28 protein-coding genes and 1 other RNA gene are annotated in these 26,620 nt (G+C 62.0%); 14 read left to right on the forward strand and 15 right to left on the reverse strand.

Annotated elements, in window-relative coordinates; translation table 11 throughout:
• Positions 1–114 precede the first annotated feature (114 nt).
• Complete coding sequence (locus E4O92_RS23710) at positions 115–1,977, forward strand: glucokinase (RefSeq protein ID WP_229483715.1); 1,863 nt, start codon at positions 115–117, stop codon at positions 1,975–1,977.
• A gap of 96 nt (positions 1,978–2,073) precedes the next feature.
• Here the strand turns inward: E4O92_RS23710 and E4O92_RS23715 are convergent, their stop codons facing one another.
• From E4O92_RS23715 to E4O92_RS23725, 3 genes are all read right to left on the reverse strand, one after another.
• Positions 2,074–2,382: a hypothetical protein gene (locus tag E4O92_RS23715; RefSeq protein ID WP_135192109.1), complete on the reverse strand. Its 309-nt coding sequence runs from the start codon at positions 2,380–2,382 to the stop codon at positions 2,074–2,076.
• A gap of 37 nt (positions 2,383–2,419) precedes the next feature.
• Positions 2,420–4,033, reverse strand: coding sequence for a POT-type proton-dependent oligopeptide transporter (locus E4O92_RS23720; protein ID WP_370660025.1), 1,614 nt, complete (start codon positions 4,031–4,033; stop codon positions 2,420–2,422).
• 369 nt (positions 4,034–4,402) lie between these two features.
• The gene (locus E4O92_RS23725) at positions 4,403–4,858 is read right to left on the reverse strand and encodes a hypothetical protein (RefSeq protein ID WP_135192110.1); all 456 of its coding nucleotides are present in this window, start codon (positions 4,856–4,858) and stop codon (positions 4,403–4,405) included.
• On the opposite strand from E4O92_RS23725, the gene E4O92_RS23730 reads away from it, so the two are divergent.
• Both E4O92_RS23730 and E4O92_RS23735 read left to right on the forward strand, forming a co-directional pair.
• The gene (locus E4O92_RS23730; RefSeq protein WP_135192111.1) at positions 4,857–5,057 is read left to right on the forward strand and encodes a hypothetical protein; all 201 of its coding nucleotides are present in this window, start codon (positions 4,857–4,859) and stop codon (positions 5,055–5,057) included. The two genes, E4O92_RS23725 and E4O92_RS23730, sit on opposite strands and share 2 nt — an antisense overlap.
• A 114-nt stretch (positions 5,058–5,171) precedes the next feature.
• Positions 5,172–6,269: an NHL repeat-containing protein gene (locus tag E4O92_RS23735; RefSeq protein ID WP_206076934.1), complete on the forward strand. Its 1,098-nt coding sequence runs from the start codon at positions 5,172–5,174 to the stop codon at positions 6,267–6,269.
• Between the two features lie 8 nt (positions 6,270–6,277).
• Here E4O92_RS23735 and E4O92_RS23740 read toward each other — a convergent pair whose 3' ends face one another.
• The 3 genes from E4O92_RS23740 to groES are packed head-to-tail and all read right to left on the reverse strand — an operon-like array spanning position 6,278 to position 8,662.
• Positions 6,278–6,664, reverse strand: a complete 387-nt coding sequence (locus E4O92_RS23740) for a UPF0158 family protein (protein ID WP_167759871.1) — start codon at positions 6,662–6,664, stop codon at positions 6,278–6,280.
• A gap of 17 nt (positions 6,665–6,681) precedes the next feature.
• Entirely contained in the window at positions 6,682–8,328 is a 1,647-nt protein-coding gene (gene groL, locus E4O92_RS23745) for a chaperonin GroEL (protein WP_135192113.1), read from the reverse strand.
• Between the two features lie 43 nt (positions 8,329–8,371).
• Positions 8,372–8,662, reverse strand: coding sequence for a co-chaperone GroES (groES, locus tag E4O92_RS23750; protein WP_135192114.1), 291 nt, complete (start codon positions 8,660–8,662; stop codon positions 8,372–8,374).
• A 210-nt stretch (positions 8,663–8,872) separates the two neighbouring features.
• Between groES and E4O92_RS23755 the strand changes: the two genes are divergently transcribed.
• From E4O92_RS23755 to E4O92_RS23785, 7 genes are all read left to right on the forward strand, one after another.
• Positions 8,873–9,589: a phosphoribosyltransferase gene (locus tag E4O92_RS23755; RefSeq protein WP_135192115.1), complete on the forward strand. Its 717-nt coding sequence runs from the start codon at positions 8,873–8,875 to the stop codon at positions 9,587–9,589.
• On the forward strand, positions 9,582–9,827 hold the full coding sequence (locus E4O92_RS23760) for a hypothetical protein (RefSeq protein WP_135192116.1): 246 nt from the start codon (positions 9,582–9,584) through the stop codon (positions 9,825–9,827). Before E4O92_RS23755 ends, E4O92_RS23760 begins: the two co-directional genes overlap by 8 nt.
• Positions 9,828–9,940: 113 nt before the next feature.
• On the forward strand, positions 9,941–10,177 hold the full coding sequence (locus E4O92_RS23765; protein ID WP_135192117.1) for a hypothetical protein: 237 nt from the start codon (positions 9,941–9,943) through the stop codon (positions 10,175–10,177).
• The gene (locus tag E4O92_RS23770) at positions 10,174–10,485 is read left to right on the forward strand and encodes a cell division protein ZapA (protein WP_135192118.1); all 312 of its coding nucleotides are present in this window, start codon (positions 10,174–10,176) and stop codon (positions 10,483–10,485) included. The genes E4O92_RS23765 and E4O92_RS23770 overlap by 4 nt, the downstream gene beginning before the upstream one ends.
• A 45-nt stretch (positions 10,486–10,530) precedes the next feature.
• A non-coding RNA gene (ssrS, locus tag E4O92_RS23775) (6S RNA) lies at positions 10,531–10,710 on the forward strand.
• Positions 10,711–10,798: 88 nt separating this feature from the next.
• Entirely contained in the window at positions 10,799–11,278 is a 480-nt protein-coding gene (locus E4O92_RS23780; protein WP_135192119.1) for an EVE domain-containing protein, read from the forward strand.
• Positions 11,279–12,100 carry a sulfite exporter TauE/SafE family protein gene (locus tag E4O92_RS23785; RefSeq protein ID WP_135192120.1) on the forward strand — a complete coding sequence of 274 codons (822 nt, stop codon included), beginning with the start codon at positions 11,279–11,281 and terminating at the stop codon, positions 12,098–12,100.
• Between the two features lie 127 nt (positions 12,101–12,227).
• Here E4O92_RS23785 and lgt read toward each other — a convergent pair whose 3' ends face one another.
• Entirely contained in the window at positions 12,228–13,037 is an 810-nt protein-coding gene (gene lgt, locus E4O92_RS23790) for a prolipoprotein diacylglyceryl transferase (protein ID WP_135192121.1), read from the reverse strand.
• A 2-nt stretch (positions 13,038–13,039) separates the two neighbouring features.
• On the reverse strand, positions 13,040–13,933 hold the full coding sequence (locus tag E4O92_RS23795; RefSeq protein ID WP_135192134.1) for a LysR family transcriptional regulator: 894 nt from the start codon (positions 13,931–13,933) through the stop codon (positions 13,040–13,042).
• Positions 13,934–14,059: 126 nt separating this feature from the next.
• Between E4O92_RS23795 and ilvD the strand changes: the two genes are divergently transcribed.
• Entirely contained in the window at positions 14,060–15,745 is a 1,686-nt protein-coding gene (gene ilvD, locus E4O92_RS23800) for a dihydroxy-acid dehydratase (protein WP_135192122.1), read from the forward strand.
• Positions 15,746–15,771: 26 nt separating this feature from the next.
• On the opposite strand, the gene E4O92_RS23805 is transcribed toward ilvD, so the two are convergent.
• Positions 15,772–15,996: a TIGR04438 family Trp-rich protein gene (locus E4O92_RS23805; RefSeq protein ID WP_135192123.1), complete on the reverse strand. Its 225-nt coding sequence runs from the start codon at positions 15,994–15,996 to the stop codon at positions 15,772–15,774.
• A 173-nt stretch (positions 15,997–16,169) separates the two neighbouring features.
• Between E4O92_RS23805 and E4O92_RS23810 the strand changes: the two genes are divergently transcribed.
• Positions 16,170–16,484 carry a c-type cytochrome gene (locus E4O92_RS23810; RefSeq protein WP_135192124.1) on the forward strand — a complete coding sequence of 105 codons (315 nt, stop codon included), beginning with the start codon at positions 16,170–16,172 and terminating at the stop codon, positions 16,482–16,484.
• A 227-nt stretch (positions 16,485–16,711) separates the two neighbouring features.
• Here E4O92_RS23810 and E4O92_RS23815 read toward each other — a convergent pair whose 3' ends face one another.
• The 6 genes from E4O92_RS23815 to folD all read right to left on the reverse strand — a co-directional run bounded on the left by E4O92_RS23815 (position 16,712) and on the right by folD (position 23,178).
• A complete protein-coding gene (locus E4O92_RS23815; RefSeq protein WP_135192125.1) occupies positions 16,712–17,848 on the reverse strand; it encodes a branched-chain amino acid ABC transporter substrate-binding protein in 1,137 nt (378 codons plus the stop codon).
• 119 nt (positions 17,849–17,967) lie between these two features.
• Entirely contained in the window at positions 17,968–19,104 is a 1,137-nt protein-coding gene (locus tag E4O92_RS23820) for a branched-chain amino acid ABC transporter substrate-binding protein (protein WP_135192126.1), read from the reverse strand.
• Between the two features lie 248 nt (positions 19,105–19,352).
• A complete protein-coding gene (locus tag E4O92_RS23825) occupies positions 19,353–19,766 on the reverse strand; it encodes a DUF2486 family protein (protein WP_135192127.1) in 414 nt (137 codons plus the stop codon).
• Entirely contained in the window at positions 19,763–20,188 is a 426-nt protein-coding gene (locus tag E4O92_RS23830) for a DNA polymerase III subunit chi (RefSeq protein ID WP_135192128.1), read from the reverse strand. Before E4O92_RS23830 ends, E4O92_RS23825 begins: the two co-directional genes overlap by 4 nt.
• Positions 20,185–22,278: a M3 family metallopeptidase gene (locus E4O92_RS23835; protein ID WP_135192129.1), complete on the reverse strand. Its 2,094-nt coding sequence runs from the start codon at positions 22,276–22,278 to the stop codon at positions 20,185–20,187. Before E4O92_RS23835 ends, E4O92_RS23830 begins: the two co-directional genes overlap by 4 nt.
• A gap of 54 nt (positions 22,279–22,332) precedes the next feature.
• Positions 22,333–23,178 carry a bifunctional methylenetetrahydrofolate dehydrogenase/methenyltetrahydrofolate cyclohydrolase FolD gene (folD, locus tag E4O92_RS23840; RefSeq protein WP_135192130.1) on the reverse strand — a complete coding sequence of 282 codons (846 nt, stop codon included), beginning with the start codon at positions 23,176–23,178 and terminating at the stop codon, positions 22,333–22,335.
• A 319-nt stretch (positions 23,179–23,497) separates the two neighbouring features.
• Between folD and aceE the strand changes: the two genes are divergently transcribed.
• Together aceE and E4O92_RS23850 are read left to right on the forward strand one after the other, a co-directional pair.
• Positions 23,498–26,194 carry a pyruvate dehydrogenase (acetyl-transferring), homodimeric type gene (gene aceE / locus E4O92_RS23845; protein WP_135192131.1) on the forward strand — a complete coding sequence of 899 codons (2,697 nt, stop codon included), beginning with the start codon at positions 23,498–23,500 and terminating at the stop codon, positions 26,192–26,194.
• 96 nt (positions 26,195–26,290) lie between these two features.
• Positions 26,291–26,620: biotin/lipoyl-containing protein (locus E4O92_RS23850; protein ID WP_307721763.1), on the forward strand; the 330-nt coding region annotated here is incomplete at its 3' end.

Here is a 26,620-nt window from a genome sequence, read left to right on the forward strand (position 1 = left end):
GGCCGCCGCAAGTCAGCATGCGGTGACCGCGTGCGCACAGGTGCGCACCCTACGATGTGCATAGGCCGCTGGCTTTGTTTTGGCGCCTTTCAATCGATGATATCCTACCCGCTTATGACGACCACCGAAACCGACAACGAACACAAGGCTGCCCGTAGCGCTTTCGCGGACGGCCCGCGCCTGCTGGCCGACATCGGTGCGACCCACGCGCGTTTTGCGCTGGAGGCCGCGCCAGGCGTGCTGCGATCGGTTGAGGTGCTGCATTGCGACGATTATTCCGGGATCGTGCCGCTGCTGCATGCCTATCTCGACAAGCTCCCGGGCGTGCGCATCACGCATGCGGCGTTCGCGTTGGCCAATCCGATCAGCGGTGACGACATCCGCATGACCAACCGCGACTGGCAGTTCTCGACCGACGACGTGCGCCGCCACTTCGGCCTGTCGACACTGCTGATCGTGAACGATTTCACCGCGCTTGCGATGGCGCTGCCGGGCTTTAAACCATCGGACTTGCTGCAGGTAGGCGGCGGCGCGCCCCAGCCACATGCGGTAGCCGGCTTGCTGGGTCCGGGCACCGGACTTGGCGTATCCGGCGTGATTCCGACCGTGGACGGCTTCGTCACCTTGGGCAGCGAAGGCGGCCACGTCAACTTTGCGCCGGCCGACGAGCGCGAGTTCGCGATCCTGCAGTACGCGTGGCGCGAGTGGCAGCACGTTTCGAACGAGCGCCTGATTTCCGGGCCCGGGCTGGAGCTGATCCACCGCGCGCTGGCCGAACGCAACCATGTCCAAGCGACGCCGCGCACGGCGGCCGAGATCGTGAACTGCGCGCTGGAGCAGGCCGATCCGCTGTGCCGCGAGGTGCTCGAGTGCTTTGCCGGCATGCTGGGCGGCGCCGCGGCCAACCTGGCGGTGACGCTGGGCGCGTTCGGCGGCATTTTCATCGGCGGCGGCATCGTGCCGCGTATCGCGGACTGGTTCGCCAACTCGCCGTTTCGCTCGCGATTCGAGGCCAAGGGCCGCTTCACCGACTACCTGGCGCAGATCCCGACCTACGTGATCATGACGCCGAACCCCGCATTGAACGGCGTTGCCGCGATCCTGTCGGAGCACCTGCGCGGGCGCAATGGCGCCAATACGTTGATGGAGCGGGTACATCACCTGCTGCACGAACTCTCGCCGGCCGAGCAGCGCGTGGCTACGCTGGTGATCGAGCATCCACGCAAGGTGCTCTCCGAACCGATCGCCGAGATCGCGCGCCTGGCGGACGTGAGCCAGCCGACCGTGATCCGCTTCTGCCGCTCGCTGGGATTCGAGGGGCTGGCCGACTTCAAGCTCAAGTTTGCGGGCAGCCTGACCGGCACCATCCCTGTGCGCCACAGCCAGGTGCGCGTGACCGACAGCACGCACGACCTGTCGGCCAAGGTGATCGACAACACGGTGTCGGCGATCCTGAAGTTCCGCGACCAGCTGGACGTGAGGTCGATCGACCGAGCGATCGAGATCCTGCGCCGTGCCAACAAGGTTGAGTTCTACGCGATGGGGAACGCACGGGTGGTGGCGCTGGACGGGCAGCACAAGTTTTTCCGCTTCCGGATTCCGACTTCGTCGTATGGCGACTCGCACCTGTTCACGCTCGCGGCGGAGCTGCTCAAGCCGGGCGACGTGGTGATCGCGATCTCGACCGCCGGCCAGTTGCCGGAGCTGCTGGCGGCGGTGGACGTGGCGCGTGCGGCGGGTGCGGATGTCATTGCCATCACCAGCAGCAAATCGGCGCTGGCCAAGAAGGCGACAGTGTGCCTGGCCGTGGATCACAGTGAGGACAGCGTCATATTCCTGTCGATGATTTCGCGCATCCTGCAACTGCTCCTGATCGACATTGTGTCGGTCGGGATTTCGCTCGGGGCTCACGGCGAGTTGGCGGAGGAGGGGGATGAGGATAAGCGCAGGTTGTTGATCTCGCACCTCGATCTTTGACGGGTCAGCGTAGGGTGCGCACCTGTGCGCACGCTGTACGGTTGCATGTTGTTGGCTCGGGTAGGCACACGTACCGCGTGCGCACAGGTGCGCACCCTACGAGGGTCGTTCCGCTTCTTCGATGATTTGCGCGCCGCCCGCGCCAGTGACCGGGCGGCCACCCGTGGCATTGATCCGGGCCTCGCGCGAGTGGTACAGCTTGAATACGCCGGACGCGTCGGCGCCGGGCCACTTGGCAAGGCGCCGGTCAAGCCATACGGCGCGTGCGCCGAACCTGCCGCCAGGGTCGGGCGACAGGCTCTGCATCGCAGGCGCGTCGCAGGCGCTGACGGGAATGGCGGCGCGGGCGGAACAGGGCAGGGCTGCCGCCAACAGCGCGGCTGCGGTGCGCAGTTTGATCGTCATGCTGGGCTCCTGTCCGAGGTCCCGGCTGACACGCCAATCAAGCCTTGGCGGTGGCGCGCGGGGACTGCACCGCTTCGCCGTTGCGGTAGAAGTTGACCATCTTGTAGCGCTTCGCATACCAGCCGAATACCGCGGCGGCGAGCAGCGCGAAGGCGGCGAAGAAGTACATCTGGAACGCCATGACCGAGAGCCCCGTGCCGGCGATGTGGCCGAGTACCGCGTCGTTCTTGACGCCCGCGTTCACGATCAGCACCCACAGGTTGCCGACTGTGACTGCGAGGTACCACAGCGCCATGATCGTGCCCTTCATCGATGCCGGGGCCTGGCTGTACGCGAATTCCAGTCCGGTGGCGGAAACCAGCACTTCGCCCATGGTGAGCAGCGCATACGGCAGGATCTGCCATGCCATCGAGGTTGGCGTGCCCGCATCCATGACAACCTGGATGGTGCCGATCACGAACCAGGCCAGTGCCGAGAAGGCGACACCGGCCGTCATGCGGCGCAGCGCCGTGGGTTCGATGCCGATGCGGCGCAGGGTCGGGAACAGCACCAGGTTGTTGAACGGGATGAGCAGCATCACCAGCATTGGGTTGAGTGCCTGCATCTGCGCGGGCAGCAGCGTGAAGTTCATGCCCAGCAGCGAGAAGTTGGTCTGCATCGAGTTGGCCTGCACGATCCAGGTCGAGGCCTTCTGGTCGAACAGCGACCAGAACGGGGTCACCAGCGCGAAGACGATCAGGATGCGCAGCACCGCGCGCACGCCGTCCACCGCCAAGTCCGGATGCAGGCCGCGTGCGCGCTCGAGCTGGATCGAGGTGCCGATGCCGCCGAAGGCGAGCAGCAGGACCAGTGCGGTGCAGGCGGCGATCACGAAGCCCCACTGCCAGGACATGGCCAGCGACAGCAGCGCACCAATCACGCCGACCAGCGCGACTGTCAGGCCCGGGCGGCCTTGTCCCGGCTGGGTTGCCAGCAGGGCGGTGCGCGCCACGCGGGTAAACGAATGCGGGTCGGCCGGGGCCGGGGCTACATGGACGTATTTTTTGCGCCCGCTCCAGAAGACCGCGGTGGCGATGAACATCAGGATGCCCGGGATGCCGAATGCGACGGACGGACCGTAATCCTTGAGGAACAGCGGCATCAGCAGCGACGCGAAGAACGAGCCGAAGTTGATAATCCAGTAGAAGGCGTCGAACACTACCTTCGCCTTTTCCTTGTTGGTCTGGTCGAACTGGTCGCCCATGAACGACGCCACCAGCGGCTTGATGCCGCCCGAGCCGAGCGCGATCAGGAACAGGCCAATGTAAAAGCCGGTGGGCTTGTCGTCGAACAGCGCCAGGCAGGCATGGCCGGCGCAATACACCAGGCTGAACCAGAACACCGTGCTGTACTTGCCGAAGAAGCGATCGGCCAGCCAGCCGCCAAGCAGCGGGAAGAAATAGACGCCGATGACAAAGGTGTGGAACACGTGCTTGGCTTCGCCCGTGCGTTCCGACTCGGGCAGGAACATCAGCAGCGTGGAGATCAGGAAGGGCGTCAGGATGTTGCGCATCCCGTAGAAACTGAAGCGCTCGCATCCCTCGTTGGCGATGATGTAGGGAATTTGCCGCGGCATCTGGCCGGCGTCGGCCTTCGTCGTTTGCTGGGTCATGGGCGCATTTTGATGAGTTGGACAGACGCGATGCTATGAGACGCTCGGCATTCTGGCAACTGAAACTTTGCGCCGGTGTAAATATATGTAGTTTGACTACGATGTGCGAAGGTGACGGATGGCGTTCATCCGTTAGAAACGGCTGAAAATCAATGGCATACGGGGAGGAGCGGCTGGCTTGGTCTCGTTTGCACAGGTCCTCGGCGGCCCCGCGCCCCCTACAACTGCAAGCGGCAAGGAAAGTGCCGCTGACCAGGGGAGGAGTCGGACCACCCGTACGCTGGCGCTAACGTGTGGATCGGTCAGCGGCAGGTCAACGATAAATTGTGGACGAGTTGCGGGTTTGCGGCGTCTCAATCGTGAGCCGGCTTATTGCGCCGACTTAACATTCACCCGGTGTACCTCGCGCCGCCACTCGGGGAGCGTCAAGGTGGTGTCGGAATGCAAGTCCTCGATCAGGATTTCGTTGCCGGACTGGGCCACCAGGAAGCTCTCCCGGCGATGTATTCGGTCCGAACGGTTTTCGACAAAGCTGAATTGCCAGTAGGGTTTTCCGTTGATCATGCGCGGTTCGGTATCGTCCTCGATGACCGCGCCGTGCGCCTTGCCGTGCGATGTCTGCTCGATCTGGGTCGACCAGGCCTTCACTTCCGGCAGCGCCATCAGCTCAGCGATCGCCTTTTCCTTGGTACGCACCGGCTCGGCCGCCACGGTTTTGGGCTTGGGCGGTTCGCTCGGTTTCTGGCCGTTGCATGCGACAAGCGCGCAGGCGAGGGCGGCGATGGGGATCAGGGCTGGTAGTGGGAAGGTACGGCGTGTAAGCATGGCGGCCTCATTCTTGTTCAAGCCGATACTAAACCAAGTATGGGTGAGCGGCAATAACGTGCTCAACGAAAGCACTCTTCGGCTGGAGAAACCACGGAAGTTTAATGATGCGGATAAATCCGAGCACGGAAAATCCGCGGGGATCGACAACATTTTGTCGCATCGATTGAGCGAACTCAGCCTCTATTCCATCACCTAACTGGCATTAAAAATTCGTCGGTAAGATACGGATAATCAAAAATATAACAGTACTCCCAGTTACGCGCCTCAGACTATTCAGTTTTGAAATGCATTTTTTAACTGGGAGTACGTCATGATTAATACGAATAAGATTTTGAAATGCATCGGTTCACTCGCGTGCACCACGATGCAGGTGATGGCATTGGGTCTTGGTTCCACCGGGTTCGCCCTGGGTCAGGACTCCCTGTACATCGGCGATGGGAGCGACGGTTCGGTGAAACGCTTCAATGCGGTTACCGGCGCCTACCTTGGGGCATATGTCCCGCCCAATACCAACCTTAAATTGCGTGGGCCAATGGGCCTGTTATTTGACAACGAAAACCTTCTGGTTTCCAACCAAAATGTCGATACATCGGTTACCGGTGAAATATTCCAATACAGCCTCGTCAATGGTCAATTGCAACAGACGGTAATTGTGAAGCGCAACACCCCGACTTCGCCTGCGGTGCCGCGTGGCATCGTGCTATGGAAAGACGCATTTTTCGTGGCCGAAATGATCTCGGAACCCCAGAAAAACGCAACGACTCCTGGCCGGTTGCTTAAGTACACGCGGGGCGGCCAATTGATCGGCGCCTTTGTGCCACCTGCGGGAACATTCACATCAGGGGCTGAGTTTCATCCAAGAGGCGTGGTAATCGGGCCGGATGGCTTGCTCTATGTCTCCAACTACGATCATCTCGATACCGGGCTTGGTGGGCACGTCCTGCGCTTCAATCCGAACACCGGACAATTCATCGACGTATTCATCAACAGCGTGGGCGGGGGCGCTTGCTCCTGCACCAACGAACTGAACCGGCCCGAGGGTTTGGTCTTTGGCCCTGACGGCAAGCTGTATATCACCAGCTTCCGGGCAGACTCGTCGGATACAGACAAGATCCTCATATTCCAGGGGCCGAATGGAAGGAATCCCGGCGCCTATGTTGACCGGATTGATCTTGATGTAGTCGGGCAGCCGCGTGCCTATGCACAAGCCCTGCTTTTCGGCCCTAACGGTTATCTGTTCGTGCCTATCACCGCGAACGGGCCGGATACCGGATCAGTGCGGCGCTATGACCTGACGACCAAGCAATACTCTAATTTCGTGGCGCCATACGCAATCGGCGGTCCGTTGCAGTCAGGGTGGTATCTCACGTTTGGAAAAACCGATCCGCATACGCTCACTTATCCATGAGCAGATTGTCAGCGCTTCTTCCGTAGTTCGAGGCCGTTCTCCGCGCACCATTCGCGCAGCGCGGCCTCGGTCTGTTCTTCCCTGAACCGGTGCCACTTGTCGCGCATGCCGAGCGAATCGATCAGGCGTGAGAAGCGGCCGTAGGCATCCTTCTTACGGAAAATTTCCTCAACCTCTTTGTAGTGCTGCGGCAGCTTGGCATCGACGAAGCGAAACACCAATGGTTGCCCCAGATCGAAATCACGGATACCGGGTATGACGACGTAACGATCGGACTCATCATTGTCTTCGGGAAGTTCTTCTTCCTCTGGATGTGTGACAAGAAATAAAAAAGCCTGCAAGGCGTATCGCCTGCAGGCTTTTTGTGGATGGCCGGTGCCGGATGAAACCGGCACCGGGGCCGTCCGGCAAATTACATCATGCCGTCCATGCCGCCCATGCCGCCCATGCCACCCATGCCGCCCATGCCGCCAGCCGGTTTCTCTTCAACGATTTCCGAAACCATGCAATCGGTGGTCAGCATCAGGCCGGCGATCGACGCTGCGTTTTGCAGTGCCGAGCGGGTGACCTTGGCCGGATCCAGCACGCCCATTTCGACCATGTCGCCGTAGGTGCCGTTGGCAGCGTTGTAGCCGTAGTTGCCGTTGCCAGCCATCACTGCCGAAACAACCACCGACGGCTCGTCGCCTGCGTTGGCAACGATCATGCGCAGCGGCTCTTCCATTGCGCGCAGGACGATCTTGATGCCTGCTTCCTGGTCCGTGTTGTCGCCCTTCACGTTCAGGTTGGCGCGAGCGCGCAGCAGGGCCACGCCACCGCCAGGAACGATGCCTTCTTCAACGGCAGCGCGGGTTGCGTGCAGCGCGTCTTCCACGCGTGCCTTCTTCTCTTTCATCTCGACTTCGGTTGCAGCACCAACCTTGATCACTGCCACGCCGCCGGCCAGCTTGGCCAGGCGCTCTTGCAGCTTCTCGCGGTCGTAGTCCGAGGTTGCTTCCTCGACTTGCTTGCGGATCTGCTTGATGCGGCCTTCGATATTTTCAGCCGAGCCAGCACCGTCGATGATGATGGTGTTTTCCTTGCCCACTTCAACGCGCTTGGCCTGGCCCAGTTCGTTCAGGGTAGCCTTTTCCAGGGTCAGGCCGACTTCTTCGGCGATCACCTGGCCACCGGTCAGGATGGCGATGTCTTCCAGCATGGCCTTGCGGCGGTCGCCGAAGCCCGGCGCCTTGACCGCAACGGTCTTCAGGATGCCGCGGATGTTGTTGACCACCAGGGTCGCCAGCGCTTCGCCTTCGATGTCTTCAGCGACGATCACCAGCGGACGGCCAGCCTTGGCCACTTGCTCGAGTACCGGCAGCAGATCGCGGATGTTCGAGATCTTCTTGTCGTACAGCAGGATGAACGGATTTTCGTGCAGGGCAACCTGCTTGTCCGGGTTGTTGATGAAGTACGGCGACAGGTAGCCGCGGTCGAACTGCATACCTTCGACGATGTCCAGCTCGTCGCTCAGCGACTTGCCGTCTTCAACCGTGATCACGCCTTCCTTGCCGACCTTTTCCATTGCCTCGGCGATGCGCTCGCCGATCGAGGCGTCCGAGTTGGCCGAGATCGCGCCAACCTGGGCGATTTCCTTGGAGGTGGTGCACGGCTTGGCGATCTTCTTCAGTTCTTCGACGGTGGCGGCGACAGCCTTGTCGATGCCGCGCTTGAGGTCCATCGGGTTCATGCCGGCGGCGACGAATTTCATGCCTTCGCGCACGATTGCCTGGGCCAGCACGGTGGCGGTGGTGGTACCGTCACCGGCGTTGTCGCTGGTCTTGGAAGCGACTTCCTTGACCATCTGCGCGCCCATGTTCATCAGCTTGTCTTTCAGCTCGATTTCCTTGGCGACCGACACGCCGTCCTTGGTCACGGTCGGCGCGCCGAACGAGCGCTCCAGCACCACGTTGCGGCCTTTCGGGCCCAGGGTGACCTTGACTGCGTTGGCGAGGATGTTGACGCCTTCGACCATCTTGGTGCGAGCGATGTCGCCAAATACTACTTCTTTAGCTGCCATGTGTAATTCTCCGTAAATTCTTCAGGATGTTCTTGGGGACCGATTACTCGGTGACGACGGCCATGATGTCTTCTTCACGCATCACCAGCAGCTCCTCGCCTTTGACCTTGACGGTCTGGCCGGAGTATTTGCCGAACAGCACGCGGTCGCCGACTTTCACTTCCAGCGGGCGAATCTGGCCGTTTTCCTGCACCTTGCCGTTGCCCACGGCGAGGATTTCGCCCTGGTCAGGTTTTTCTGCCGCTGCATCCGGGATGATCAGGCCAGATGCAGTCTTGGTTTCCTGGTCGAGACGCTTGACGATGACGCGATCGTGCAATGGGCGAAGGTTCATGCAAAACTCCTTTAAATTCAATGGGTTTGACTAGCTATCCAAGCCGCCGCACACTAGGGCGTCGGCTGCAAAGAGTTGTTAGCACTCTCTGCTAACGAGTGCTAATTATAGGGACGATAATTATGCATTTCAAGCCGCGCTGTTGTTTATTTGGCTGGCACGTTTGAGGCTGCACAATGCACAGCGCGCCGCTCAAGACGGAGGTAGAGAATGGCTGCCAAAGCTTCGCGTTCGCCCTGGGAGCAGGGCTTTCCGCCGGTGTTTATACACGCACCAAGGTTGGAGGTTACCACCCATCCCTGGTTTGTCGCCGCACGAACCGGCGACGTCGACGCTGCCGCGCTGCTGGTGGCCGACACCCTGTCCGGCGAGGTGACCGACCGGCTGGCGCAGTTGGGCGAAGGAAAGAACCCGATCCTGGCGGCCGTCCATGCCCGCAAGCTCGAAGGCCTCTCCGTGGTGGGCGCGGTGCTGGCCAGCGGCCTGCAGCAGTTGCTCGGATGGGAAATGGATACCGAGCTGGTCCAGGCGAACATTGTCGATCACCATGGTGACATCGGCATCAGCCGCCTGGCGTGCCAGGCCGTGTTCGACGGCTTTGTCCAGGCCGGGCGGGCGTATGTGCTGGTGGACGATTTCATCGGGCTGGGTGGAACGATGGCCAACTTGCGTGGTCACATCCTGCGTCACGGGGGGCAAGTGCTGGGAGCCACGGTGTTGACCGGCAAGCCGGCCGCCGCCGCCCTGGTGCCGGACGCGGCAACGCTGCTTGAGGCAAGGAGCAAGCATGGAAGCATCGAAAGCTGGTGGCGAGACCAATTCGGATTCGGGTTCGACTGCCTCACCGCAGCCGAAGCTGGCTTTGTCGTCGGAAACAAAGACTCCGCTGACTTGCGCGCACGCATCGAAGCGCTTGGCTGTGCGTGACGAGCCGGGCATCAGCATCGGCGCCTTTGTTGTCGAACTGCAACTGGAACCGGACCGGCCGGCCGGTATGCGTGCGCTGGAACCGGCCGAAATCGCCCGGCTGCGCATCACCAAATCGATTGTGGCCGGGCGCGCCGCCGCCATCTTGGTGCCACGCGTCACGATGCCCGCGCCGGAATTGCATGTTTCTCGTCCGGATGTGGTTGTCATGTCGCGCGCGGGCAGCCACGTCGAGTAGACTGTTTCCTTTTGCGATTTTCGTCATCGCAACCTTGCCCGCCGCGCTTGTGCGCGCCGGCGCGGGCGCGCGATTCGGTTGACGGAAAAACCTTCTCGATCCTATAGTTACGAATGATTTCCGAATTCCAAGACCTCTCCGACAAAATCAACCGGCTTGCCCAGTTGACCCAGGCGCTGCGCAGCGAAAATTATCTCTTGCGCCAGGCCAATGCCCTGCTCAGCGCAGAGAACGTCGACTTCAAAGGCCGGCTCGATGAAGCCCAGCGCCGCGTCGAGGCGTTGCTCGAGCAATTGTCACCGCTTGACGCCGAGGAAGACGTCGCCACCGATGCCGAGGCCACCCAATGATCTATCTCGATGTCACCATCATGGGCCAGTCATACCGCCTGGCCTGCAAAGAAGGCGAGCAGCAGACGCTGCGTGAAGCCGTGCACTACCTCGACAGCAAGATGTGCGCGCTGCGCGACTCGGGCAAGGTCAAGGGCACGGACCGCATCGCCGTGATGGCCGCGCTCAGCGTAGCTGCCGAGTTCCTGACCGTGAAATCGCCGCAGGGACCGCTTTCGGACATGTCGATCCTGGAAGTCAAGCAGAAACTGGAGACGATGCATTCGGTGTTGGACAGCGCGCTCACGCCGCAAGAAAACCTGTTCTGATATCCAAATTCGTTTGACATGCGGGTTCAACGTAGTAAACTGCGATCTACCCTGCGGTGTTCGAGATTTGCCATATATTCCTTGAACCATTCGTAAGCAAAGGTTGCGGAACATGTTTGATGGGCGTGAGCGTCGCTCGTCCGACGAACCCGAAATTGAACTGACTGCGACCACCTGAACCTTCAGGTTCGGGATGCCGGCAAAAACGGCACAGGCGGGGCTTCATTCACAGGAAGCGGTTGCGAACATATGTCCGCAGCCGCTTTTTTTTGCGCGCTTAATTTTTGAGCGTCGATCCATTTGCGGAGCAGTGATGCGCTACTGGTTGATGAAATCCGAACCCGATGAAGTCAGTTTTGACGACGCGCTGGCCGCGCCCGGCCAGACCGTGCCGTGGTTCGGGGTGCGCAACTACCAGGCACGCAACTTCATGCGCGACGCCATGCAGCCAGGTGACGGCGTCCTGTTCTATCATTCCAGCTGCTTTGATCCGGGCGTAGCCGGTATTGCCGAGGTCGCAAGTCTCCCGTACCCGGACGAAACCCAGTTCGACCAGCACAGCAAATACCACGACCCCAAAGCCACGCGCGAACAACCGCGCTGGATTTCGGTGGACGTGCGCGCGCTTGAAAAAGGCCGCTATCTGCCGCTTGCCGAAATGCGCACGATTCCGGAACTCGAGGGTATGGTGCTGCTGCAAAAAGGCAGCCGCCTGTCGATTACGCCGGTCACACTGGCCGAATGGAACGCGATTCTCAAGCTGGTGCGCGGCGCGCCGCAAATGGGCGCCTGAATGCTCGATTGGGAATTGTGCGTCGCGCTGCTGGCAATGGGTATGTTTGGCGGGTTTACTGCAGGGCTGCTCGGGATTGGCGGCGGCATGATCCTGGTGCCGTTCATTACCATGATTTTCACCGCCAGGCATTTTGCGCCGGAGCTGGTGGTGCACATGGCGATTGCGACTTCGCTCGCCACGATTCTTTTTACGTCGATGTCATCGGTGCGCGCTCATCATGCGCACGGAGCGGTGCTGTGGCGGCTGGTCAAGCTGCTGGCGCCGGGTATTCTGATCGGCTCGTGGATCGGGCCGTGGATCGGCAAGCAGATGAATGCCGCGGTGCTGGCGCTGTGCTTTGGATTGTTCGTCGCGTTCGCCGCGACGCAGATGCTGATGGAGAGAAAGCCGGCGGCGGGACGCGAGTTGCCGTCAGCGCCAGGATTGTTTGCCGCAGGCAGTGTGGTCGGCGTGATGTCGGGACTGTTTGGTGCGGGCGGCGGCTTTATTTCGATCCCGTTCATGACCTGGTGTAACGTCAGGATCCACAATGCGGTTGCGACCAGTGCCGCGCTCGGGTTTCCGATCGCGCTTGCTGGGACAATTTCCAACATCTATTACGGCTGGGGCGAGCCGGGGCTGCCCAAGTATTCGCTCGGTTTTGTCTACCTGCCGGCGCTGGCGTTGATCGTGGTCACCAGCATGACGATGGCACCGCTTGGTGCGCGCACGGCGCACAGGTGGCCGGTCAAGAAGCTCAGGAAGACGTTTGCGGGGATTTTGTACTTGCTGGCCGTGTACATGCTGTGGAAGGCGGCCGTGATGGCTGAGTTATTCTAAGGTAGGTTGCGCAGAGGCGTAGGGTGCGCACCTGTGCGCACGCGGTCACCGTTTGCGGGCTGGCGGCGCCACCACCACGACGCACAGTTTGCGAACCGCGTGCGCACAGGTGCGCACCCTACGTTATTCACGCATGCACTGTCCGCTTGCCCTCGTGCGAATACGCCCATGCCAGCATGATCAGCCCAGCCACGATCATCGGCAGCGACAGCACCTGGCCCGACGTGATGTGCATCCCCGCCACGCTCACCTCCCAGTCCGGCACGCGGAAATATTCGGTGAAGAAGCGCGCGCAGCCGTACAGCAGCGTGTACATCGCGCCCACCGCCAGCCGCGGCCTGGGCTTGCGGGCAAACAGCCAGACGATGATAAACACCAGCAAACCATCCACCAGCGCCTGGTAGATCGGCGACGGATGGCGCGGCCCTTCGACGCCCGGCCACAGCATTGCCCACGGCAGGTTCGGGTCCGCCAAGCGGCCCGGCAGCTCGGCGTTGATGAAGTTGCCGATGCGACCGCAGGCATAGCCGAGCGGCACCATCGGTGCGATGAAGTCATAGACGTCCAGCAGGTTGCGCCCGGCCTTGCGGGCCCACAGTGCCATCGCGATCAGCACGCCGATAAAGCCGCCGTGGTACGACATGCCGCCGTGCCAGACCATGAAGATTTCCTTTGGATTGTGGAAGAAGAATTCTGGCCGGTAAAACAGCACTTCACCCAGCCGGCCCCCGATCACGACGCCGAGCATGCCGTAGAACAGCATGTCGTCCAGGTCCTCTTTCTTCCACCCCTGCGCGGCGATGTGCGGTTGCTTGATGCGCACGCGGCCCAGCAGCAGGAACAGCGCGAACGCCAGCACGTACATCAATCCGTACCAGTGGACATCCACCGGACCAATCGAGAAAGCAATGGGGTTGGGCTGCGGGTGTACGAGCATGATTAATTTTTCCTCAGTAAGTCCAAAAAGCCTCGCAGCACAGGCGAGGCATTGTCGCGCCGCCAGGCCAAGCCGGTTTCGACCATCGGTGTCGGGTCAGCAAGGGCACGGTATTCTACGCCCGGACGCATCAGGTTGGACACCGATTCTGGCACAAGAGCGAGGCCCATGCCGCCGGAAACCAGGCTGACGATGGTCTGCATCTGGATCGCTTCTTGCCCGATCGTCGGCGTAATGCCTGCCGAACTGAAGCAGGACAGGATCGCGTCGTGCAGCGCGGGCGAGCTTTGGCGCGGGAAGATGATCAGCGGTAGCGGCGGCAGGTCGTGCAGTTTCACGGGACCGGGACGGTGCAGCGCCTCCAGTCCGGCCGGCGCGCACAGGACCAGCGGTTCTTCGAGTACCTTGAGGTATTCGAGCTGCGCGCGCGCTTTGTCCGGCAAGGGCGGGATCAATATACCAATGTCGATGCGTTCGTGCAGCAGTTCTTCCACTTGCACGTCGGAAGTTGCCTCATGCAGTTCGATCGCCACCCCCGGATACGCGGCGCGGTAGCGGCGCAAGAATGGCGGCAGCACGCTGTAGTCGGCCAGGGTGACGAAGGCGAGCGACAGCCGGCCGGACTCGCCCAAGGCAGCGCGCCGCACCAGTTCCGGCAGGGCGGCGGCGCCCGCCAGCATGCGCCGTGCCTCGGGCAACAGGGCGGCGCCGGCCGGTGTCAGCGCAACCTGGCGCCGGTTGCGCAGGAACAGCGGGGTGCCCAGCATTTCCTCCAGCGCGGCAATGGTCTGCGACAGCGGCGGCTGGGTCATGTGCAGCCGCTCGGCGGCACGCCCGAAATGCAATTCCTCGGCCACCGTCACGAAGTAGCGCAGTTGGCGCAGCTCGATGTTCACCATATCCCTTTCATGTTGAACGTGGTTCGGTGATATTGATTACGAATCACAGGACGCAAATGATATATTTGACTCCCTGTCGCGCACAAGGCATTCTCGGAAGTTCTGTTTATCCGGGAGTCCATCATGGCTGAGCAGTCGCGCTACAACCGTCGTTCCCGCCACGTGACCGAGGGCGTCGCCCGCAGCCCGAATCGCTCGATGTACTACGCGATGGGCTATCAGAAAGAAGATTTCGACAAGCCGATGATCGGCGTGGCGAACGGCCATTCGACCATTACGCCTTGCAACTCCGGGCTGCAAAAGCTGGCTGACGTCGCGATTGCCACCATCAAGGAGTCGGGCGCCAATCCGCAGGTATTCGGCACGCCGACGATTTCGGATGGCATGTCGATGGGCACGGAAGGGATGAAGTTCTCGCTGATCTCGCGCGAGGTGATTGCCGACTGTATCGAAACCTGCGTCAACGGCCAATGGATGGACGGCGTGGTCGTGATCGGCGGCTGCGACAAGAACATGCCGGGCGGGATGATCGCGCTGGCGCGCACCAACGTGCCGGGCATCTATGTGTACGGCGGCACGATCAAGCCGGGCCACTGGAAAGGCAAGGACTTGACCATCGTCTCAGCCTTCGAAGCGGTGGGCGAATTTACGGCCGGGCGCATGAGCCAGGAAGACTTCGACGGCATCGAGCGCAACGCCTGCCCGTCGTCCGGCTCATGCGGCGGCATGTACACGGCCAACACCATGTCCTCCTCGTTCGAGGCGCTCGGCATGTCGCTGCTGTATTCGTCGACCATGGCCAATCCGGACGACGAAAAGGTCGGCTCGGCGGCACAGTCGGCGCGCGTGCTGGTCGAGGCGGTCAAGCGCGACCTCAAGCCGCGCGACATCATCACCCGCGAATCGATCGAGAACGCGGTGGCGGTGATTATGGCCACCGGCGGCTCGACCAACGCGGTGCTGCACTACCTGGCGATCGCGCACGCGGCGCAGGTGGAGTGGATCATCGACGACTTCGAGCGCGTGCGCCGCAGGGTGCCGGTCATCTGCAACCTCAAGCCCTCCGGGCAGTACGTGGCAACCGACCTGCACAAGGCCGGCGGCATCCCGCAGGTGATGAAGATACTGCTTGACGCTGGTCTGCTCAACGGCAATTGCATGACCATCACCGGCCGCACCCTGGCCGAGGAACTGGAGCACGTGCCCTCGCAGCCCCCGGCAGGGCAGGACGTGATCCGCCCGATCGACAAGGCGCTGTACGCCCAGGGCCACTTGGCGATTTTGAAGGGCAACCTTTCGACGGATGGCTGCGTGGCCAAGATCACGGGCCTGAAGAATCCGGTGATCACCGGTCCGGCGCGCGTGTTCGAGGACGAGTATTCGGCGATGGACGCGATCCTGGCCGACAAAATCAACCCCGGCGACGTGCTGGTGCTGCGCTATCTCGGTCCGAAGGGTGGGCCCGGCATGCCGGAAATGCTTGCGCCAACCTCGGCGATCATCGGCAAGGGCCTGGGCGAGTCGGTCGGCCTGATCACCGACGGGCGCTTTTCGGGCGGCACCTGGGGCATGGTGGTCGGCCACGTGGCGCCGGAAGCCTATGAAGGCGGCACGATCGCGCTGGTGCGGGAAGGCGACTCGATCACGATCGACGCGACCCGGCAACTGATCCAGTTGAACGTGCCTGACGAAGAGATCGCGCGCCGCCGCGCCGAATGGAAGCGTCCGGAACCGCGCTATACCCGCGGCGTGCTGGCCAAATTCGCGGCGCTCGCATCTCCGGCCAGCAAGGGGGCAGTGACGGGCTGATCCGACATTTGCAGGTGATGCGGCGCTTATTTGCGCTTGTCGAACGTTTTTTTGACGCGATCGCGCCGCAGTTTCTCGTTCTCGTTGTGCGCCTTCTTCTTGTCCAGCCCGAGCATCTTTTCGATGAACTCGAACCAGACGAAGGCGAACACCATCAGCGCGACGATGTACCACCACGACAGCTCGGCAAAGCGCCAGACTTCGAAAAAGCGCAAACCAACGAGCAAAACGATCAGCAGAATCAGTGGCATGGGAACTCCTTTATCCCAGCATCTTACAAAGAATTTGATTACCCTGCGGCAAAATTGATACCAAATGTGTCGGTGTCAACCGCCGCCGTTGTTGGACCGTTACACTTGGGACGGTGCGCGCCAGCCGGTATTTCACGATAGAATGGCCAAAGAATTAAACCACGGAGAAGCAGATGAAACGGTCCCTGATGTTTTGTGTAGTGTTGTCGGCAATGGCGTCGACGAGCGCCTTCGCTCAGGATGCCTTAGCTTTGGCCAAGGCGAAGAATTGCATGGCTTGCCACGCGATTAATAACAAGCTGGTCGGTCCGGCTTACAAGGATGTGGCGGCCAAGTACGCGGGCCAGAAGGACGCCGAGCCCAAGCTTGTGCAAAAGGTCATGAAAGGCGGCTCGGGTGTCTGGGGATCGGTACCGATGCCGGCTAATCCGCAAGTCTCCGAGGCCGAGGCGCAAACCCTGGTCAAGTGGATCCTGTCGCTGAAATAATCTGCGCGACAGCCAAACGCAAAGCGCGCCCGCGAAATGCGGAGCGCGCTTTTTTTCGAACTTGCGTCGCTGTATGCGCATCGTAGGGTGCGCACCAGTGCGCACGCGGTTCGCGAAAGCAGCGTAGCGAAGCAGTGGCCGCAAGTCAGCACACGGTGACCGCGTGCGCACAGGTGCGCACCCTACGCCCCCGTTAAGCCGTACGGGTGCGCCCGCGTCGACACTTCCTAGCGCACCACTTCCATCTTGGTCTTCTTGCCGCCCTTGTAGGTGTACAGCGTCAGCGCGCCGTCCTTGATATCGCCGCTCGGGTCGAACTGGATGGTGCCGGTCACGCCTTCGTACTTGATCTTCTTGAGTTCCGGCAGGTACTTGGCCGGATCGGCGGAATTGGCTTGCTGCATGGCCGCGGCCATCACCATTACCGCGTCGTAGACGTACGGGGCATACAGCTGAATATCGTGCCCGAACTTCTTCTTGTAGCGCTCGCGGAAGTCGGCCAAGCCCTGTTCCTGCGGCCCTTGCACGCCGCCCGCTTCGGCGCAGACCACCTTGCCTTCGCCAATCGCGTCGCCCGCCAGCCGCCCCAGCGATTCGGTGCAGATGCCGTCGCCGCCCATGTACATGGCATTGATGCCCAGCGCTTTCATCTGCTTGAGCATCGGGCCGCCGACCGAGTCCATTCCGCCGAAGAACACCAGGTCCGGCTTCTTGGCCTTGATCGAGGTAAGAATCGCCGTGTAGTCGGTCGCGTTCGGGTTGGTGAATTCCTTGCCGACCACGCGCACGCCCGGTCCCTTGACGGCCTTGACGAACTCGTCGGCCACGCCCTGGCCGTAGGTGGTGCGGTCGTCGATGACGGCGATGTTCTTCGCCTTGAGGTTGTTGATCGCGTACTTGGCCAGCGTGCTGCCCAGCTTGACGTCGCTCGCCACCACGCGGAACGCGCCCGGGAAGCGCTGGCGGGTGAAGACGGGGGCGGTGGTGGCCGGCGAAATCTGCACGATGCCAGCGTCGTTGTAGATCTTCGATGCCGGGACCGTGGTCCCCGAGTTCAGGTGGCCGATCACGCCATTGACGTGGGCATCGACCAGTTTTTGTGCGACCGCCGTCCCTTGCTTCGGATCGCCGGCATCGTCTTCGGACAGCATTTGCAGCGTGACCTTCTTGCCGCCGAGCGTGAAGCCCTTGGCATTGAGCTCGTCGATCGCCATGCGGGCGGCATTGTCGTTGTCCTTGCCGAGGTGGGCGTTGGGGCCGGACATCGGGGCCACGGCGCCGATCTTGACGACCTGCTGGGCCGAGGCCTGGGCGGCAAACGCCAGCGCGATGGCAAGAGGGATGAGCTTGGTGGTGAACTGCATCGACTTTTCTCCAATGTAGGTAGGGGGCTTTGCGCAGAGAAAAGGTACATCAAATTGATGGGTTAGCAAAGCTCTAAAACGATGCGTACCGCAGGTCGCTTTTGCTGTAGTTCAGCCGTTTAGCGCACGACGGTAATCTTGAGCTTTTTGCCGCCCTTGTAGGTGTACAAGGTCACCGCCGCATCCTTGAGGTCGCCGTTAGGCTCGAACTGGATGGTGCCGGATACGCCTTCGTACCGGATCTTCTTCAGTTCCGGCAGGTAGCTGGCCGGTTCGGCGGAATTGGCCTTCTGCATGGCGGTCGCCATGACCATCACCGCGTCGTAGACGTAGGGCGCGTACATCTGGATATCGATGCCAAACTGCTGCTTGTAGCGGGTGCGAAACTCAAGCATGGCTTGTTCCTGCGGGCCGGTCACGCCGCCGGCTTCCGCACAGACGACCTTGCCTTCACCCAGCGCATCGCCTGCCAGGCGCGGCAGCGATTCGTTGCAGATGCCGTCGCCGCCCATGAACATTGCGTTGATGCCCAGTGCCTTCATCTGCTTGAGCATCGGGCCGCCCACCGAATCGAGGCCACCGAAGAACACCAGGTCTGGCTTTTTAGCCTTGATCGAGGTGAGAAGCGCCGTGTAGTCGGTGGCGTTCGGGTTGGTGAATTCCCTGCCCACGATGTTCACGCCCGCGCCTTTCACGCCCTTGACGAACTCGTCGGCAAGTCCCTGGCCGTAAGTACTGCGGTCATCGATGACGGCGATATGCCTGGCCTTGAGGTTGTCGATCGCGTATTTGGCCAGCGTGCTGCCTTGCTTGACATCGCTGGCGACCAGGCGGAATGCGCCCGGGAAGCGCTGGCGGGTGTAGGCGGGCGCGGTGGCTGCCGGAGAAATCTGGGGTATGCCGGCATCGTTGTAGATCTTGGATGCGGGCACCGTGGTGCTCGAAGTAGAGTGGCCGACGACGCCATTGACGTGGGCATCGACCAGCTTTTGCGCCACCGCCGTGCCTTGCTTCGGGTCGCCGCCGTCGTCCTCGGACAGCAGTTGCAGCTTGACTTTCTTGCCACCGAGCATGAAACCCTTGGCGTTCAACTGATCGATCGCCATGCGGGCGGCGTTTTCGTTCTCTTTGCCCAGGTGTGCGCTGGGCCCGGATAGCGGCGAGCCGGTACCGATCTTGACGACTTGCTGGGCAGAGGCGTTGCCGGCAAATAGGATTGCGAGGGCAAGTGGGATGGTTATGTTGGCAATTTGCATTGGCAAATTGTACAACTTTAAGTATTTTTGACTAGATCCGTCGTTTCCGGCATTGCCGTAAACGACTTCCCCCATCGGGCGCGTGCTGCACCAGCTCAGTATGGACGGGGCCAACGTGGTTGTGCAGAGGCGGGGTGCGCACCTGTGCGCACGCGGTCACCGGTTGCAGGCTCGCGGCGGCGCCACCGTGACGCACCGTTCGCACCGCGTGCGCACTGGTGCGCACCCTACGGGAGTTGCACCGGGCCCTATTTCTTAAGGGTCTGCAGATGCGCGAGTTCCTGCGACACGGCGCGCACGACGATCTTCTCGATCGTCTGCTGCAGTCCGTCGCGGATTTCGGTCGTCAGGCCATTCACAGCGTGCTGCAGCACCTCGGACATGCTGTCGCGCAGCCGCTGTTCGAGCACAAAGTCGACCCGCCCCTGCAACTGCTGCAGGATGCGTTCGGACAGCCGCCGTTCGAGCAGGTCCCAGTCCTGATCGTCCCAGCTGTCGATCGCGCCCTCCAGCTTTTCGGCCGGCGTTGCGGCGAGCGCTGGAGTGACCGGCTCCGGCAGCGGCTCCGGTGCAGCCAGCGCGGCCGGAGCCGGCTGTGGCGCTTCATCCACCACCTCGGTCAGTACCGGAATGCTTGCATCATCGAACGTGTCCTGGCTCATGACTGTCCTGCGACGAAGTGGGTCAAGGGATAGTTCTGCTTTTTATAGGCAACGTAACGCTGGCGTCCGGCAGCGGCGTCGTCCGCGTCCGTCGAAATGATCTCGAACACCCGCTGGAACTGCGCAAAGGTCGAGGGCGTGCGGCGCGTGAGGTTCACCAGCATCTCGTAATGCGGCAACTCGGCCTCTTCATTGTCCGTCACGATCACCGGCGTCTGGCTCGCCAGTGGGTCGTCCGCCATCACGTGCGGGATGAAGTCGGTGTCCGACAGCGTCCACAACGCTTCAGCGAGCTCGGCCGCCTGCTCCGCACCATCGGCCAGCAGCACCAGCCGTGCCCGCGAGCCATAGGCCTTGCGCGCGAGCCGGCAGGCGTAGCTTACCTTATCGGCAATGTTGGTATGAAAGTCGATTCGCGTCATTGTGTCGGGTTCATGCCGCTGTGGCGCAGCAGCGCATCGATCTTCGGTTCGCGGCCGCGGAAGGCCTTGAACGATTCGAGCGCCGGGCGCGCGCCGCCCATGGCCAAAATCTCTTTCTGGAAGCGCTTGCCGGTTTCGGCGGACAGTTCGCCGCCACCAGCCTCGACCGCTTCCTCGAAGGCGGCGTAGGCGTCGGCCGACAGGACTTCGGCCCACTTGTAGCTATAGTAACCCGCGGCGTACCCGCCGGCAAAGATGTGGCCGAACGAGTGTTGGAATCGGTTGAACGACGGCGGGATCAGGACCGCGAACTTGCTGCGCACGTCGTCGATCAGCTGCTGCACGGTCTGCTCGCTGTTCGGGTCGAAGTCGAAGTGCAGGTGCATGTCGATCAGCGAGAACTCGACCTGGCGCAGCATTTGCATGCCGGACTGGAAGTTCTTGGCGGCCAGCATCTTGTCGTACAGTTCGCGCGGCAGCGGTTCGCCGGTCTGCGCGTGGGCGGTCAGGTTCTGCAGCACGTCCCATTCCCAGCAAAAGTTTTCCATGAACTGGGATGGCAGCTCGACCGCGTCCCATTCCACGCCCGAGATGCCGGAAACCGACAGCTCGTCCACCTCGGTGAGCATGTGGTGCAGGCCGTGGCCGAATTCGTGGAACAGCGTGATCACTTCGTCGTGGGTGAACAGCGACGGCTGCAGCTTGCCGTCGACCGTGGCCGGCGGGGTGAAGTTACAGGTCAGGTAGGCCACCGGGGTCTGGACGATGCCGCCGGTGGTGAGGCGCCGGCCGCGCGCGTCGTCCATCCACGCGCCCTGGCCCTTGCCCGCACGCGCGTATAGGTCGAGGTAGAACTGGCCGACCAGATCAAAGCCGCGCTCGATGCGGAAGAACCGCACGTCCGGGTGCCAGACCGGCGCGTCGTCGGGCTGGATCTCGACGCCGAACAGGTTCGAGACCAGCTTGAACAGGCCGTCGACCACCTTGTGCTCGGGGAAGTACTGCTTCACTTCCTGGGCCGAGAACGCGTAGCGCTTCTCGGACAGCTTTTCCGAGGCGTAAGCCACGTCCCAGGCCTGCATGTCGTCGATTCCCAGATCGCTCTTGGCAAAGGCGCGCAGTTCGGCCAGGTCCTTCTCCGCGAACGGACGGGCGCGGCGCGCCAGGTCCTCGAGGAATTCGATCACCCGCTCCGGGTCGTCGGCCATCTTCGGCACCAGCGACACCTCGGCAAAGTTGCGGTAGTCGAGCAGCTTGGCTTCCTCGTCGCGCAGTTGCAGGAGCTGGGCGATGTTGCTCGTGTTGTCCCATTTCGCAAGTTCGGAGAACACGACGCCGGCGTCCGACGCCTTGGTTGCGTTGGCGCGGTAGATCGTCTCGCGCAGGGCGCGGTTGTCGGCGAACTGCAGCAGCGGGAAGTAGGAAGGGAAGTGCAGGGTGAACTGCCAGCCTTGCTTGCCGTCGGCTTCGGCCGAGGCGCGCGCCGCCGCCTTCACGTCCTCTGGCACGCCGGCAAGGTCCGCTTCGGATTCGACCAGCAGCTTGTAGTCGTTGGTGGCGTCCAGCACGTTTTCAGAAAAACGGGTCGAGAGCGCGGCATGCTGCTCCTGGATCTCGGCAAAGCGCTTTTTCTTGTCCAGCGGCAGCTCGGCGCCGCCCAGGCGGAAGTCGCGCAGCGCGTTTTCGACAATGCGCTTGCGTGCCGGCGTCAGGTTCACGAAATCCGGCCGCGCGCGCAGCGCCTTGTACTTGTCGAACAGCGCTTCGTTCTGGCCCAGGTTGGTCCAGAATTCGGTGACCTTCGGCTGGTTCTCGTTGTAGGTCGCGCGCAGTTCCGGCGTGTCCATCACATGGTTGAGGTGATTGACGATGCCCCAGGCGCGCCCCAGGCGCTCGGTGACTTCTTCGAGCGGCACCACGAAGTTGTCCCAGTTGACATCGTCAAGCGGCTGTTCCAGCTTGTGCACGACGGCGACGGCGTCCGCGATCAGGCGCTCGATCGCCGGCGTCACATGCTCGGGCTTGATCAGGTCAAACCGCGGCAGGTTGGAAAAGTCGAGGAGGGGATTGCTGGTGGTGTCGGTATTCATCTTTATCCTTCCATAGTTCATCGCCGCCATCCTCGACAAAGGTGGCGCGCTGTGTCAGCTGCGCTCGGCAGCTTCCACGGTGTTCATCAGCAACATGGTAATCGTCATCGGACCCACGCCACCCGGCACCGGCGTGATGTGCGAGGCCACCTCGGCCACGCTGGCAAAGTCGACGTCGCCGACCAGCTTGCCTTCCTCGTTGCGGTTGATGCCCACGTCGATGACGATCGCGCCCGGCTTGACCATGTCGCCCAGCAGGGTGTTGCGGCGGCCGACCGCGGCCACCACCACGTCCGCCTGGCGCGTGTGGTAGCCCAGGTCCGGGGTCCCGCTATGGCATATGGTAACGGTGGCATTGGCTTGCAAGAGCAACAGCGCCATCGGCTTGCCGACCGTGTTGCTGCGGCCGATCACCACCGCGTGCTTGCCGCGCAAGTCCACGCCGGTGCTTTCGATCAGCTTCATGCAGCCGTACGGGGTGCACGGGCGCAGACCCGGCAGGCCGGTCATCAGTTCGCCGGCCGACTGCACCGAATAGCCGTCCACGTCCTTGGCGACCGCGATCGCCTCGATCACTTTCTGCGGATTGATGTGGCGCGGCAGGGGCATCTGGACCAGGATGCCGTGGATCGCCGGATCGGCGTTGAGCGCACCGATGCGCGCCAGCAGCGCCGCCTCGGTCAGGTCGGCGTCATATTTTTCCAGTACCGAGTGAAAGCCAACGTCGGCGCAGGCCTTGACCTTGTTGCGCACGTACACCTGGCTGGCCGGGTCTTCGCCGACCAGGATCACGGCCAGGCCCGGCTGTTTGCCTTGGGCGGTGAGGGCGGCCGCACGCTGGGCGATTTCGGCGCGCAATTGTTGGGAAAGTTTAACTCCGTCGATCAGTTGGGCGGGCATCGTCAGGCTCAATCATGGGCAAAAATGAAATTATAAGGCCCCAGCCGCTATCGCGCGCCGCGCAGGCGCGTTCGTTGTCATATTCACAGAATATGGGCGCGGTGCGCCTGGCTACCGGGTGCGCCGGACGCAAAAGGCTCTCCAAAAAATGTGCGGTTGCAGCATGTTGTTTTACATTATGAAATCGTATATCGTAATTTGAAAAAGCCAAACCCCACTGGTAGAATCGCTACGTTTATCTTCAGCCATTCATTCTTGTTAAACGGGCGCCAGCGATTCAAGGGATCGGGTGGGGCACCAAACCTAAGGAGACGCATCAATGTCAGCTCAACTCGACCAGTTGACGGCCCTGGCCGCCAACGACCCGGATTCGCTCGAGACCAAGGAGTGGCTCGACGCCCTGGAAGCGGTCATCGAAAACGAAGGTACCGAGCGCGCCCACTACCTGATGGAGCGCCTGGTGGACCTGGCGCGCCGCCGCGGCGCCCAGATCCCGTTCTCGAGCAATACTGCGTACGTGAACACCATCCCGGCCCACCTCGAGGAACACTGCCCGGGCAACCTGGAATACGAAGAGCGCCTGCGCTCGTGGATGCGCTGGAACGCCATGGCGATGGTGGTAAAGGCCAACCGCGCCGATGGCGACCTGGGCGGCCACCTGGCCTCGTTCGCATCGCTCGCGAACATGCTGGGCATCGGCTTTAACCACTTCTGGCACGCGCCGAGCGAAGACCACGGCGGCGACCTGCTGTACATCCAGGGCCACAGCTCGCCCGGCATCTACGCACGCGCCTTCCTCGAAGGGCGCCTCTCTGAAGAGCAGCTCCTGAACTTCCGCCGCGAAGTCGACGGCAAGGGCCTGTCCTCGTACCCGCACCCGAAACTGATGCCGGAATTCTGGCAGTTCCCGACCGTGTCGATGGGCCTGGGCCCGCTGATGGCGATCTACCAGGCGCGCTTCCTCAAGTACCTGCAGGCGCGCAGCATTGCCAAGACCGACAACCGCAAGGTGTGGGTGTTCTGCGGCGACGGCGAGATGGACGAGCCGGAATCGATGGGCGCGATCGGCATGGCCGGGCGCGAGCACCTCGACAACCTGGTCATGGTGGTCAACTGCAACCTGCAGCGCCTGGACGGCCCGGTGCGCGGCAACGGCAAGATCATCCAGGAGCTGGAATCGGACTTCCGCGGCGCCGGCTGGAACGTCATCAAGGTCATCTGGGGCTCGAACTGGGATCCGCTGCTGGAAAAGGACAAGGACGGCATCCTCATGCGCGTGATGATGGAAACCGTCGACGGCGAATACCAGAACTACAAGGCCAAGGACGGCGCCTACGTGCGCAAGCACTTCTTCGGCAAGCATCCGAAGCTGCTGGAGATGGTCGCCAACATGAGCGACGACGACATCTGGCGCCTGACCCGCGGCGGCCACGACCCGCACAAGATCTACGCCGCATTCAAGCAGGCGCAGGAGAACAAGGGCAGCCCGACCGTGATCCTGGCCAAGACCGTCAAGGGCTTCGGCATGGGCAAGTCGGGCGAGGCGCGCAACACCGCGCACCAGACCAAGAAGCTGGACGACCTGGCCATCCGCGAGATGCGCGACCGCTTCAACATCCCGATTTCGGACGAACTGCTGCCCGAGATCCCGTTCTTCAAGCCGTCCGACGATTCGCCGGAGATGCAGTACCTGCACGCGCGCCGCAAGGAGCTCGGCGGCTACCTGCCGCAGCGCCGTCCGCAGTCCGATGAAAAGCTGCCGGTACCAAAGCTGGAAACCTTCAAGGCCGTGCTCGACCCGACCGCTCCTGGCCGCGAGATCTCGACCACCCAGGCGTACGTGCGTGTGCTCACCGCCCTGCTCAAGGACAAGGAAATCGGCCAGCGCATCGTGCCGATCCTGGTCGACGAATCGCGTACCTTCGGTATGGAAGGCCTGTTCCGCCAGATCGGTATCTTCAACCAGCAGGGCCAGTTGTACGAACCGGTCGACAAGGACCAGGTGATGTACTACCGCGAGGACAAGGCCGGCCAGATCCTGCAGGAAGGTATCAACGAAGCGGGCGGCATGTGCTCGTGGCTGGCCGCCGCGACCTCGTACTCGAGCAACAACCGGGTCATGATCCCGTTCTACACGTACTACTCGATGTTCGGCATGCAGCGTGTGGGCGACCTGGTCTGGCTGGCAGGGGACATCCGCGCCCGCGGCTTCCTGATGGGCGGCACCGCCGGCCGCACGACGCTGAACGGCGAAGGCCTGCAGCACGAGGACGGCCACAGCCACATCATCGCGGCTACGGTCCCGAACTGCGTCCCGTACGACCCGACCTACGCGCATGAAGTGGCGGTGATCATCCAGAACGGCCTGCACCGCATGGTGGAACAGCAGGAGGACGTGTTCTACTACATCACCATCATGAACGAGAACTACGAGCAGCCGGGACTGAAGCCGGGTACCGAAGAGGGCATCATCAAGGGTATGTACCTGTTCCAGGAAGGCGACAAGGACGCCGCCCAGCGCGTGCAGCTGATGGGCTCGGGCACGATCCTGCGCGAGTCGGTCTGCGCCGCCGAACTGCTCAAGAAGGACTGGGGCATCGCCGCCGACGTCTGGTCCTGCCCGTCGTTCACCCTGCTGGCGCGCGACGGCCAGGATTGCGACCGCTGGAACCTGGTGCACCCGAACGACGAGCAGCGCCTGCCGTACGTGACCGAGCTGCTGAAAGACACCAGCGGCCCGATCGTCGCGACTACCGACTACATGCGCCTGTTCGCCGAGCAGATCCGCGCCTACATGCCGAAGGACCGCACCTACAAGGTGCTCGGCACCGACGGCTTCGGCCGTTCGGATTCGCGTATCAAGCTGCGTGAGTTCTTCGAGGTGAACTGCTACTACATCACGGTCGCCGCGCTCAAGTCCCTGGCGGACGAAGGCAAGATCCCGACGCAGACGGTGGCGGATGCGATCGCGAAGTACGGCATCGATCCGAACAAGCCGAATCCTGTGACCCAGTAAATGCTCAAGCGCCGCGCCGTTCGCGCGAAGACCCCCCGGGTTTTCGCCGAAACGGCGCGCCTTAGCTGAGATAGAAAAAACACGGAGCTAACAAACATGAGCATTGTGGAAGTCAAAGTCCCCGACATCGGCGACTTCAAGGATGTGGAAGTCATCGAGCTGATGGTCAAACCGGGCGACGCGATCAAGGTCGACCAGTCGCTGGTCACGGTGGAGTCGGACAAGGCCAGCATGGAGATCCCATCCAGCCATGCCGGCGTCGTAAAAGAACTGAAGGTCAAGATCGGCGACAAGATCAACGAGGGTTCGGTCGTGCTGACCCTGGAAGAAGCCGAAGGCGCCGCCGCGCCTGCACCGAGCGCCGAGGCAGCACCGGCACCGGCACCTGCCCCGGCGGCAGCGCCGGCTCCGGCAGCCGCTCCGGCC

The sequence above is a fragment of the Massilia horti genome (genome assembly GCF_004614195.1).
Lineage (GTDB): Bacteria > Pseudomonadota > Gammaproteobacteria > Burkholderiales > Burkholderiaceae_D > Telluria > Telluria horti.